A 12,141-nucleotide genomic window follows, 5' to 3' on the forward strand; every position below is an offset into this window, starting at 1 on the left:
TGGTGATACACACCAAGAGATACTGGCAACAAGACGGGAAATGCGAGAGTACCAGCAGGAAAATCGGTTGCGCTTTGCACAGCACGACAAGCGTTTTGACGAACACGACAAGCGTTTTGATAAAATAGAAGAAACTCTCACCATCATCGTAAACCACCTTCAGAAATAACCACGCCACCTAACAGCTCACTTGACGGGGACAGCTACGTTGCCCGTCAGCTCTGTGGTTAGGCGGCATCACAAAATCAAAAACGATGAAAAACATGTTTATTGCTGTATATGAGTTCAACATAAAACCCGGAAAAGAAGAACAATTCAGACAATCCTGGTTAAAAACTACACAGGCTATTTTTAAAGAGTTAGGTAGCTTGGGTTCAAGGTTGCATTCAACAGATGATCCATTAAAATTTGTTGCGTATGCTCAATGGCCAAACATGGATTTATGGGCAAATAATAATGGCCTTAGAGAGCATGAATCCATACTTGCTATTGAAGATATGCGAGAGTGTATAGAAAACTCAAAAACCGTATATAAGCTACAGGTTACGGATGATTATTTGCAGCAAACTCAGTACGCCTAAGCTGTAGCATTCAGCTCAACTAAAAGCGTCTAACAATACGCTGGTGCTTGCCCCTTCGGGGCGGGACGACCGCACTGCGTGCTCCGGCCCACAGTTTAGCGTTATGCAGCTATTGGTAATGTTTTAAGCTGCCCTCAAAAAATGGTTTCACGCTATACCCTTCTGGAGGAGACACTTGATTCTCGCCTTGAGGGTATATATTAATAATCAAGTCTGTTTCATTGGCAGATTCTGTAAATACCAAATCATCTGTTAAATAGTTCTCAGTATTAGCAGTTAATTGTAATAAAGGAATTTGTATTGCTTGGCTGCCTGCGATTCCTGTTAAAATATTCTGATCAAGATAATTCAAAAAATCACACGAGAAAAATAATATAAGTGGATGAACTCCTGGGATTTGATAACCAGATTGATAAAGCAGATTGTCTTGATTTAGATGAGAAAAAACCACTTGCCAATCCATCATGTCAATAGCTGGCGTTCTTAACAATAAACTAGGTGCGTTATCGAATGACAAAGTAAAACTCTTAGAGTATTCGCGTTCAGCAGTCATACTCATAATTCCTGTCCTGTACAAAGAACGCGAAAAATTCTCTAGAGCTGTAAAGAAGGGATGTGTCCCCAGCCTGCTTCTTACTGTATCTGATAGTAATGACCTGACAATGATTTTATCGGGGACTATATTTCTGGTCCTGGATGCTTGATGATTATATTTGGCTGTGATTTCAAGTACCGGTATTTTGTCAGATTTAATGATTATTCTTTCAAATCCTGCTTCAGATTTTAGTACAATGCAAAGCAGTAAGGTTGATGTGAAAAGCCCAAAATGTTTCATTTTATTTCGTTTTGAAAACACCATAACAAGAAGTAGGTTCTAATATAGTTCATACTTAAATAGCTGCCATATTAGTTATAAAGAAATTTTCGTTCAGGGTAACCGCCGCATAACAAATGCTTCCAGTTCGTTCCGGGGCTTCACCCCTCCACCCGACGACGCCTTCGGCTGCGCGCTACACGCAAGCGTTGAGGCTGTAGAAAAACCCTCAAAAGCCCTGTCCTGGCCGGTGTTGTCTGATAAAATAGCGCTCAAGCCCCTGAGAAGACTTAAAACCCGCACTATGTCTCGCTTTAAACCGTACGACACCAGTCAGAATCTGTTATTACCAGTTAATCTTGCCGAACAACTGGTGCCGGGCTCTTTTGAATACACGCTGAATTACCTGGTAGATCATGAAATCGATACTTCGATCTTTCATGAGCATTACAACAATGATGAAACCGGTCGTTTAACCTACGATCCAGCCATGCTTTTAAAGGTGGTGTTGTTCGCCTATTCCCGAGGGATCACCTCCAGTCGTAAAATCGAAAAAGCCTGTCGGGAGAACATTGTATTTATGGCACTGTCAGCCGACAGTCAGCCTCACTATACGACCATCGCCGAATTTATCAGCCGCTTGAAGGGACCGATTACCCAGCTGTTTATGCAGGTGCTAATGGTGTGTGATCAATTGAGTCTGATCGGCAGGGAGATGTTCGCCATTATGTCACCGACCCCGACAGTGCCAAAATGAAAACCTCCAAAGGCGTGATCCAGGGCTACTGCGGTGTGGCCGGTGTTGATAGTAAGCATAAGGTGATTATGCACGGGGAAGCCTATGGTAGCGGCGCTGAGCAACCGACTCTGATACCCATGGTGCAGGCGATTGACGCTCACTGTGAATGGCTCAAACACCGCAATGTACTGACTACCGCCAAAATTGTAGCCGACAGTGGCTTCCACTCTCGGGAGAGCCTGGAGTCCCTGTTGGCTATGAACGTCGATGGCTATATTGCAGACAACCAGTTTCGTCAGCGTGATCCGAACTTTGATCAGGCTGGGCGTTATAAGATTCAACACAAAAAGGAGCGGGCGGCCCTGGCAAAGAAACACGGTAAGCCTACCGCCTCGGACCGTTTCACCCTGAAAGATTTTGCCTTCGATAAACAGGAAGAAACTTGCATTTGCCCGGCGGGTAAGGCCATGTGGCTTAGCAGCAGGAACGCGATGGTAGGCGGCACATCAGCCTATCAGTTCTGTGGCTATCTTCATTATTGCTAGCTGCACTGTCCAGATTGACCACCTCTACCGTTAAAAAGTCACCCACTCTGCTGTTATCCGGTGACCACACCGCTGCTCAAGGTCCAACATATTTCTTATATTCATCCATTCTGTCCCGTAGTTTTTTAATATATGGGTGTTGCTCCAGCCTGATTGGTTTCTCATTGAACAAAACATGCTCAAGCTGTTGTGCCTCTGTAAGAAAAACCGACCATAAAAATGCTCTCTCATCCAAGACGGTTTTTTGAACCAGCTCTATTTCTTTAGCTTGACTTAACCACTCTTCAAACAATGACAGGTTGTTGTAAAAAAGCTCATACGCATCACTGAAAAAACAATTCATTATGTAGTCCTGGTTCTGATTGCGATCTGTGAACACAAAATAGAAAGGTTCGTAGGAGTCGATGCTATGCAAGCGTCGAAGTCGCTTTGAAATGACGTCATAGAGATCATGTGCTGTCGCCGACATGGGACTCAAAACACAAAGCCGAAGAAATAGCTTAATGGCTGTCATCTGTCGTCCATGTATCCGATAACAGTTGTCTTCTGACCCTGCCAGTCCTTCCTCAATAGCCAGTACCAGAAAGCAGGTAAGTGAATTCAAATCATAAGGCACTTCTACTTGAAAGCGTTCGTTATTTGTTTCTTTTGATGAACATTTGGTGACATTTAGTGGTAAATCTTGACACGCACTGCCTTAAAAGTATCCAATCCAAACTCACAAGGAACAGAATAATTATAGGAAGTCGCACCGATGGATGGTGTACGCAGTTCGGAATCAGCAGTGACCTGTCTGGTGATGCTGGCCCGTTTTCATGGATTGGCCGCTCAGCCGGAGCAGATCAAACACCAGTTTGGTGATTCCGATCGACCTGTTGAGGGGTTAGACCTTTTAAGGGCCGCAAAATTTTTAAAGCTCAAGGCTCGTCGTACAGAAGTTCAGTGTGAAAAACTTCAAGATCTGCCTCTACCCGCCATTGCCCGTCACTCTGATGGCCATTACTTTATCATTGCCCGCTTTCATGATGGCAAAGCACTGATCCAGGACCCTTTGAAAGACCGGCCTGAAACGGTATCACTGGATGTACTGGAAACCCTGTTCACTGGTGAACTCTTTCTATTCACCAAACGGTCATTGCTACCAGGGGGGATAGCAAAATTCGACTTCAGCTGGTTTATTCCGGCCATACTCAAGCATAAAAAACTGATTTATGAAGTGCTGCTGGCATCCTTCTTTATTCAGCTCTTTGCCCTGATTACGCCTCTGTTCTTCCAGGTCATTATCGACAAGGTTCTTGTCAATCAGGCACTAACGACACTGGATGTATTGGCTTTTGGTCTGCTCGTGCTGTCAGTCTTTGATATTGTGCTGAATGGACTCAGGAACTACGTGTTCAGCCATACTACCAATCGGGTAGATGTGGTGCTGGGTTCCCGGCTTTTTAATCACCTGCTCCGCTTGCCCGTTGCTTTTTTTCATGCCCGCAGAGTCGGTGACACGGTAGCCCGTGTCCGTGAGCTGGATACAATTCGGGAGTTTATTACCGGTTCTGCGCTGACGCTGTGTATTGATCTGTTGTTTACTATCATCTTCTTTGTAGTAATGTACTTCTACAGCCCGACACTGACCTGGATTGTTCTCGGCTCTATACCTTTCTATATCATTCTGTCCCTGATAGTAACGCCTGTTCTTCGTGCCCGATTGAATGAAAAGTTCAAGAGAGGCGCAGAAAACCAGTCCTTTCTGGTGGAGTCTGTCACCGGGATGGAAACCATTAAAAGCAGTGCGGTTGAGCCTCAGATGCAACGAGTCTGGGAAGATCAGCTTGCAGCTTATGTCTCTGCCGCGTTCCGGGCGATGAACCTGGGTAATATTGCCAGCCAGTTTGCAGGGCTAATCAACAAGGTAGTCACAGTGCTGATTCTCTGGGTTGGCGCCACCCTGGTGATCAATGGTGAGCTATCGGTCGGTATGCTGATTGCCTTCAATATGATTGCTGGCAGAGTGAGTGCACCTATTTTGAAACTGGTTCAACTTTGGTAGGACTTTCAGCAGGCAGGTATTTCCGTTCAGCGGCTGGGCGATGTTCTGAATACACCCACAGAACCGGGACATGACCCAAATCGTACGACACTTCCAACACTGAAGGGAGTTGTCAAGTTTGAACATGTCACGTTCCGCTATCAACCCGATCGTCCTGCTGTCTTGAATGGCATCTCCATCGCCGTCAAACCGGGTGAAGTCATTGGCATTGTCGGTCGCTCGGGTTCAGGTAAAAGCACACTTACTAAACTGGTACAGCGACTTTATGTGCCTGAGTCTGGTCGAGTATTGGTCGATGGCATTGACCTTGCGTTAGTCGAGCCCGCCTGGTTGAGAAGGCAAGTCGGCGTGGTGCTTCAGGAAAACTTTCTGTTTAACCGCTCAGTACGCGACAACATAGCACTGGCTGATTCGGGTGCTTCTATTGAGCGGGTCACTGCTGCCGCCCAGCTGGCAGGTGCCCATGACTTTATTCTTGAATTGCCTGAAGGTTATGACACTCAGGTTGGTGAACAGGGCAGCTCCCTCTCCGGTGGGCAGAAACAGCGTATTGCCATAGCTCGGGCATTACTGACCAATCCGAAAATTCTGATCTTCGATGAAGCCACCAGTGCCCTGGACTACGAGTCCGAACACATCATTCAACAGAATATGAAGCGGATCAGCCGGGGTAGGACGGTTTTTATTATTGCCCATCGTCTTTCAACTGTGCGGGATGCTGACCGCATCATTGTCATGGAAAAAGGACGTATCGTGGAAGAAGGCGCTCATGATCAACTGGTTAAGCAAGGCGGACATTACGCCCGAATGAATGCCCATCAACATGGTTTGCGGGAGGCTATCTAATGGTCAGACCACTTTGGGAAAAAGCGACCAGGTTCCTGTTGTCCAGAACAGAAAAGCAGGAAGCATTGCACAATACACGACGCCAATTTCTACCGGCAGCTCTGGAAGTGGAGGAAACACCGGCGAACCCGACCAGCCGAATAATTGTAAAAACCATCATCCTGTTATTCACAATAGCCATTGTGTGGGCTTGCGTGGGCAGGATTGATATTGTTGCCACGGCACAGGGCAAAATCGTACCGGGCGAGCGCGTAAAAACCATTCAGCCAATGGTGATAGGTGAAGTGCAGGCCATTCACGTACGGGAAGGCGATGAGGTGAAAGCTGGCGATCCACTGGTTTCTCTGGTTGGCATTGTGACCGAGGCAGAACTGGTCAGGCTGAAAAAAGAAATAATCGCTCTTGAGCTGCAACTGGCCAGACAACGGGCGTTTGTTAGTTATCTTGATCAACCAGCCCAAGACCAGCCGGACAGTAATCGGGTACCCCAATATAAGCCAGCTGACCAGTACTCGAGTGGCTCGCCGACACAGGAAACACTGGCTTTTGAAGAACAGTTGCTTGCCCAGCAGATAGAAGACTACTTAACGGCTTCAGACACCCTAAAGAGCCAGCTTAAGAGTAAAGTGGCTGAGCAGCGGACTATTGAAGCTATCGTCAGCAAGCTCCAGCGGATTTTACCGATCATTGAAGAGCGAACACTGGCACTGGAGGGGCTCTACAAAAAGAACTTCGGCTCAAGGGTTCAGTATCTCGAACTGGAACAGCAACGCATAGAGCTGGAAGAAGATATCAAGGCACAAAAAGCGACGGTTCAGCAGCTGGTCGCAGAACAGGAAGAGACTCAAAACCAGCTGCACAGCCTCCATGCCCAGAAACGCCGGGAGAGCCTGGATCAACAGGAGCAGGTTCGTCGCCAGCTGACCAGCCTGAAGCAGGAAAGCATCAAGGCCCAGGAACTGCATGACCAGCAGAAGATTGTTTCGCCCATAGACGGCACAGTACAGCAACTACAGATTCACACTATTGGCGGTGTCGTCCAGCCTGCACAGGCACTGATGCAGATCGTACCTAAAGAAGCAACCATGGAAGTTGAAGCCTGGGTGCTGAACAAAGATATCGGCTTTGTGCAGGAAGGCCAGCGGGCAGAGGTGAAAATCGACACCTTCAACTTCACCAAATACGGTCTGATTGGCGGTGAGCTGATCAATATCTCCGACGACGCTGTACCCGATGAAAAGCAAGGCTTGCGGTACCTGGCCAGTGTTCACATAGAGAAAGACTGGATGCTGGTAGAGAAAAGGAAAGTGAATCTGTCGCCTGGCATGAGTGTAGCTGTGGAAATTAAAACCGGGCAGCGGCGATTGATAGAATACTTTTTGAGTCCGCTTTTGAGGTTTAAGCAGGAGAGCATCAGGGAAAGGTAAAGCCTTTTTCTGGGCAGTCTATTTTATTGATTCAGTTACAGGTAGAGAGAATGAAGAAGAGAAAAGTAAAACAAGAAATGCAAGAACTACTCAACAAAGGTATGGGAAAAAGTGAAATTTACAAAAAATATCAGGATAACGGCCTACCAGAGAAAAAACTGGCCTTAATGGTAACTGCACTGCCTGATCCTTTCTTGTGCCAGAAGTATGAAAAAATGAATAACCTGCTTATTCTTATAATGTTCGTTCAGGCAAGCATCGCAGCACTGATTGGTTTCAATACAGGGGCCTTGTTAGGAGGGCATAACATTACCCTTTTTGGTCTGATCAGTATTGCTGTGCCTGTACTGTTTATTATTGGTTTCTATCGCTATAGCTTAACAGCCTACAATGCTTTTCTTATCCTTGGCATTATCCAGTTCCCCCGCTTATTCAAAGATATAGGGCAAGTGCCAGTTTTTACAACTTTGGTCGTTGTCTTTTCAATACTGAGCATGGGCTACGTCTGGTTTTTGAAAAGTAGGCTTTATCCAGACAGTGGGCTGTTTGGTGTGAAGAAAAATGGTGGTAAGTATTTTCAATTGACGCAGTAGCATCGAATTATTATTGCCCTTATTTTTATTGTTGCTGCTATGGGCTATACCTGTATGAAAATAACTTTTGACCTAAAGATGAGTAGTGCCAAGCAATTGCTTCTTGGAATTGCGATTACAGCTAGCATTGTTTTTTGTTATAGCTACATTAGTCAAATAACCAGGTCCGAAACTGATCGTAATTCTGCAGCTTTGGTTTGTGGAAAGGTGGTCAAGTCATTTTGGGCATCTTCCAAAAGAGGAATATCTGCTTGGCTTATTGAGCTTAAGGATAAGGAAAAAAATACTATTAGAGTCATAGATAAAAAACTTGTTTCAAAAATAAAACAGCTAGATATTAAAAGAGGTGATTATTTATGTATTAAATATATAGTTGCAGATTACTTATCAAATGAGGACTTCGTTTTCCAGATATATCGCAATAGCGAATATTTATTGAATGAAAAGTATGTCATGGATGTGTACTTGAAAAAACCTTCAAGACTATTAGCCTATATCACATTGTGTCTACTATTTTTTTCTTTGATGCTAACAATTAAATTCCATAGGTAGGAATATGTCAACAATAGGGATCAGTAACGCTGAGGCTGCGGTTCGAATACTGCAAGGCCATGGAGCCTCAACTTCAATTGCATCAGCCGCAGACAGTTATTCAGATGGTGACTACCTCAAAGCAGGTTCAGATTTGATAGCTGCGCTTGATGCCTTAGCTACAATGGCTGATGCTGCTGAGCTTGCAGGCAAAACGATAGGCAAAGCCAATATAGCTGTTCTAATAGCCCAAGTGCCTGCGATAGTTGAAAAAGCTTATAGCGAGTTAAATAACGACAACAAATTAAGTGATGCAACAATCCAGGACATTTTGGGCTTAGGTCTTGGAACTGCAGGCATGTTTGCAATGGCAGCTGGCTCAGTCGGTTTTGCATTGGCCGCAACAACTGTTGGAGTAGCACTCGGTGCATATTCTCTGGTGAGACCAGAAGAAGGTAGCCACATCTGGGATACCATTGTAGGTGATTTTGATGATGCTTCAAACTCGCTAACTTCACCTGAATCTTCAAACCAGCTAAAATCACCCACCGACCCGGTGTTTGTCATTTCAAACGACCCTAACATTACAATAACCGACGAGCCATTACAGTCGACAGATATTAACCTGAGTATTGAAACTGACAACGCCACCGGCGTGAAAGTTATCACCATAACTGATGAGAATGGCAAGGCATCTATTGTCACTGTTCAACCGAAAGAACCTCTGGATACCAGTGAGCCACTGAGCTTGAATGATCAGTTTGGCACTGCTGAGACCAGTGAATCAATCATCGGATTTCATAAAAATAATCAGTATATTTCAAAAGTTATTGAAACCGAGGGACGAACGCTTGTTGAGTTTGTCAATCCAGATACTGGAGAAACCTACTACGTTAATACCAAGACTGACGAGATTACTCAGGGTGCCTTGAGTAATATTAATGAATACACTGGCTCTGTAGACAACTCCCTCCTCGACATCGACACCCACACCACCCAGGGTACTTCCGAAAACTCGCATTTCGATCCAGAGCAGTCATCCAGCCTGATTGGTGAGGGGTATCTGGAATACGACAGTAACTGGTATGCACTCTCTACCGACAGCATTGTCAACGACAACGGCATTCACAACACCCTGATTGGCGATATCATCGGTAACGGATTACGGCCCGGTAACCATAACCTGAGTCAAGATTTTGATTATGGTTTAGGCTCTGCCCTGGAACAAGACCCCCTTTATAACTTCGATACCTTCGATGATTTTGACCTGGGCTCTCTGAACAGCGCCCAGAGCAATGCGTTCGATACTCTCTTTATTGATCCTCTGGTACTGGATCTGAATGGCGATGGTGTTCAGCTGGAGCATTTCGATCAGGCCAATGTTTTCTTTGATATTGATCACGACGGTGTTGAGGAGCAATCAGGCTGGGTATCACCAACGGATGGTCTACTGGCAATTGACCTGAATAATAATGGCAAGATTGATGATGTCAGTGAATTGTTCTCGGAATACTATCAGGGTGCGAAAGGCCAGGATGGTGCTCCCGGCGAAACGCCTTACGCAAATGGCTTTGAGGCACTACGAACTCTGGACAGTAACAGTGATGGCGTATTCAATAATCAGGATACGGCCTGGTCTTCCGTCAAGGTCTGGGTTGATGCGGACAGCGATGCAGAAACCGATGCTGGTGAGCTGAAAAGCCTGGAAGAAGCAGGCGTTGTCTCTGTGAATCTGGATGCCCGAAAAGAATCCGGCGAGATTCTGGACGGTAACGAGGTACTGGCCCGGGGTAACTTTGTTCAGAATGTTAATGGTGAGCTGAAAATCCGTGAAGCCATCGCCGCCAACTTCCTCTCCAACCCGGACGGTCATATTTTTATCGCTGAGGATGATGGTCAGAGAGTGACCTCTCAAAATGGTTTTACCAGCTATGCAGCAGGCGACAGTGGCGAAACTGTGGATGTCGCTGTTAAGGGGGTAAATTCGGCTTATGGTGGTCGTGGTAATGACACTCTGATTGGTGATGCAGGCTCTAACTGGCTGGCCGGCGGTGGCGGTTCCGACAGTTTTAATGCCGGAGCAGGCGACGATGTGCTACTGATTGATGGTGATGATAACCCAAACAATATTCAGGGCGGTGACGGTATTGATATCGTTAAGGTTCTGGGTACCAAGGGAGTCAGCCTGAATTTGCATCAGTCCGGGGTAGAAGTGGTCGAAGGTGGTCGAGGTAATGATGTATTCATTGGCGGCGGTGGCAGCAATGTCTTCATCAAGGGCGGCGAAGGAGATGACGTGATCTCTGGGGGCCTGGCAAACGATGCCTTGTCGGGTGAGGACGGCAACGACTCTGTTTATGGTGGCAAGGGCAATGATATTGTGAGGGGGCATCGTGGCCGAGACCGTTTGAGTGGCGGTGAAGGCAATGACGTTCTGGAAGGTGGGCTGGACGACGACATCCTGTTGGGCGATGCCGGTAATGATGTACTGAATGGCGGTCAGGGTGATGACCGTATTGACGGTGGTGAAGGTGTGGATGTCGCAAGGTTTTCTGGCAGCTATTCAGACTATCGAATTACCCGAACCTCCGAGGGCATCTGGGTTACTGATACCGTGAGTGGCAGGGATGGCTCTGACTTCCTGACGGGCGTTGAGAAGTTCAGTTTCAGCGATGTGTCCACCGTGGATGTCAACCTGGAAAACCCCATGCTGGTCAAGGATGTGGTGGATGTGCCCTTTGATAGCGGCAGTAGCGCCCCTTATCTGATTTCTGCCTCTGAGTTGCTGGGCAATGATGTGGACTATCAGGGGGATGCCTTGCGTATTACCGAGATTTCATCGGTCAAAGGCGGCACAGCGGTTCTTCAGAATGGTGATGTACTGTTTACACCGGATGCTGATTTTACTGGGCTAATGAGTTTTCAGTACAAGGCAGCAGACAGCAAGGGCAATACAGGTGCCCTGGTGGTTCAAAGGGGCTCTGAAGATACCGCAGAGATGAAGTCAACGGTGGTGCTTCGTACTTCTGATATGCCGACTGACCCCATGATGGTAGAACAGTGGTATCTGACGGATTCCAATATCCTGCCTGTGTGGAAAGATTACACCGGTAAAGGTGTCAAAATTGCCATGTTCGAGCCCGGTGGGGATTTTTCTGTTACGCCAGAAATCTTTGATCATCGCCACTACGACCTGAATGCCAATGTGGATAAAAGCTGGCTCGCTAATGGTGAGACACCAACGATCTTTTCCAATCATGCGACATTAGTCGCGGGTGTCATGGTCGCCGATGATAATGGTGAAGGTGCCATAGGTGTTGCCCATGATGCAACCCTGGCGGGTTATTACCTGGCGAATGATGGCAGTGACCTGAGCGCCCTGAATGAGTACAAAAACTATGATGTCGTCAACAACAGTTGGGGCTTTGTGGAGTCTTTAGTCAATAACTTTAATACCAACCAGCCTCTGGTTGCTGCCTTTGATACGGCTGTGGATGAAGGTCGTGGTGGTCGGGGTACCGTCATGGTGTTCGCCGGGGGTAACGACCGCCAGAATGGTGGCAATACCAATTACAGTAACGTCTCTAATAATCGTACTGTGATTACGGTGGGCGCTATCAATGCAGAAGAAGATCTGGGCGCTCTGGTGACGGGAGACAAACCCTTCTCCAATCCGGGAGCCAGTATTCTGGTATCTGCGCCAGGTTCCAATATTGCCAGCACCTCCAGGGAGCTGGTGAATGACAATGGCTCTGTATTTGGCAATGACCTGGAGACAGCCCAGGGTACATCTTTCGCTACGCCTGTGGTGACCGGGATTGTCGCCTTGATGCTGGAAGCGAACCCCAACCTGGGGTACCGGGATGTGCAACAGATTCTGGCCCTGACTGCCAGGAAAATAGATGATCCCAATACGGACTGGGCTGAGAACGGGGCGACCAACTGGAACGGTGGCGGAATGCATGCCGGTAACTTTCAAGGTAGATGTCGCCTCAACTTATGCAGCTAAATCACAATGCTG

At 46.8% G+C, this 12,141-nt stretch carries 11 protein-coding genes; 9 read left to right on the plus strand and 2 right to left on the minus strand.

Annotation, left to right across the window (positions count from 1 at the left end; all coding sequences use genetic code 11):
- The first annotated feature begins 254 nt into the window (after positions 1-254).
- The gene (locus KDK17_RS12580) at positions 255-581 is read left to right on the plus strand and encodes a putative quinol monooxygenase (RefSeq protein WP_257275519.1); all 327 of its coding nucleotides are present in this window, start codon (positions 255-257) and stop codon (positions 579-581) included.
- Positions 582-690: 109 nt separating this feature from the next.
- Here the strand turns inward: KDK17_RS12580 and KDK17_RS12585 are convergent, their stop codons facing one another.
- A complete protein-coding gene (locus tag KDK17_RS12585; protein ID WP_257275520.1) occupies positions 691-1,134 on the minus strand; it encodes a hypothetical protein in 444 nt (147 codons plus the stop codon).
- Between the two features lie 514 nt (positions 1,135-1,648).
- Between KDK17_RS12585 and KDK17_RS12590 the strand changes: the two genes are divergently transcribed.
- On the plus strand, positions 1,649-2,152 hold the full coding sequence (locus KDK17_RS12590; RefSeq protein WP_257275522.1) for a transposase: 504 nt from the start codon (positions 1,649-1,651) through the stop codon (positions 2,150-2,152).
- Positions 2,149-2,679: a hypothetical protein gene (locus tag KDK17_RS12595; protein ID WP_257275524.1), complete on the plus strand. Its 531-nt coding sequence runs from the start codon at positions 2,149-2,151 to the stop codon at positions 2,677-2,679. The genes KDK17_RS12590 and KDK17_RS12595 overlap by 4 nt, the downstream gene beginning before the upstream one ends.
- 76 nt (positions 2,680-2,755) lie before the next feature.
- Here the strand turns inward: KDK17_RS12595 and KDK17_RS12600 are convergent, their stop codons facing one another.
- Complete coding sequence (locus tag KDK17_RS12600; RefSeq protein ID WP_257282034.1) at positions 2,756-3,022, minus strand: hypothetical protein; 267 nt, start codon at positions 3,020-3,022, stop codon at positions 2,756-2,758.
- Between the two features lie 411 nt (positions 3,023-3,433).
- Between KDK17_RS12600 and KDK17_RS19355 the strand changes: the two genes are divergently transcribed.
- From KDK17_RS19355 to KDK17_RS12625, 6 genes are all read left to right on the plus strand, one after another.
- Positions 3,434-4,723 (plus strand): ABC transporter transmembrane domain-containing protein, encoded by a 1,290-nt coding sequence (locus KDK17_RS19355; RefSeq protein WP_306671285.1) that lies wholly within the window; start codon positions 3,434-3,436, stop codon positions 4,721-4,723.
- Positions 4,724-4,885: 162 nt separating this feature from the next.
- Positions 4,886-5,569 (plus strand): ATP-binding cassette domain-containing protein, encoded by a 684-nt coding sequence (locus tag KDK17_RS19360; RefSeq protein WP_306671286.1) that lies wholly within the window; start codon positions 4,886-4,888, stop codon positions 5,567-5,569.
- The gene (locus KDK17_RS12610) at positions 5,569-6,996 is read left to right on the plus strand and encodes an HlyD family type I secretion periplasmic adaptor subunit (protein ID WP_257288205.1); all 1,428 of its coding nucleotides are present in this window, start codon (positions 5,569-5,571) and stop codon (positions 6,994-6,996) included. Before KDK17_RS19360 ends, KDK17_RS12610 begins: the two co-directional genes overlap by 1 nt.
- Positions 6,997-7,046: 50 nt before the next feature.
- Positions 7,047-7,589 carry a hypothetical protein gene (locus tag KDK17_RS12615; protein WP_257288207.1) on the plus strand — a complete coding sequence of 181 codons (543 nt, stop codon included), beginning with the start codon at positions 7,047-7,049 and terminating at the stop codon, positions 7,587-7,589.
- 54 nt (positions 7,590-7,643) lie between these two features.
- Entirely contained in the window at positions 7,644-8,141 is a 498-nt protein-coding gene (locus tag KDK17_RS12620; RefSeq protein WP_257275043.1) for a hypothetical protein, read from the plus strand.
- Between the two features lie 4 nt (positions 8,142-8,145).
- Positions 8,146-12,129: a S8 family serine peptidase gene (locus tag KDK17_RS12625; protein WP_257288208.1), complete on the plus strand. Its 3,984-nt coding sequence runs from the start codon at positions 8,146-8,148 to the stop codon at positions 12,127-12,129.
- The last annotated feature ends 12 nt before the right edge of the window (positions 12,130-12,141 follow it).

This window comes from Endozoicomonas sp. SESOKO2 (assembly GCF_024606245.1).
Taxonomy (GTDB): domain Bacteria; phylum Pseudomonadota; class Gammaproteobacteria; order Pseudomonadales; family Endozoicomonadaceae; genus Endozoicomonas_A.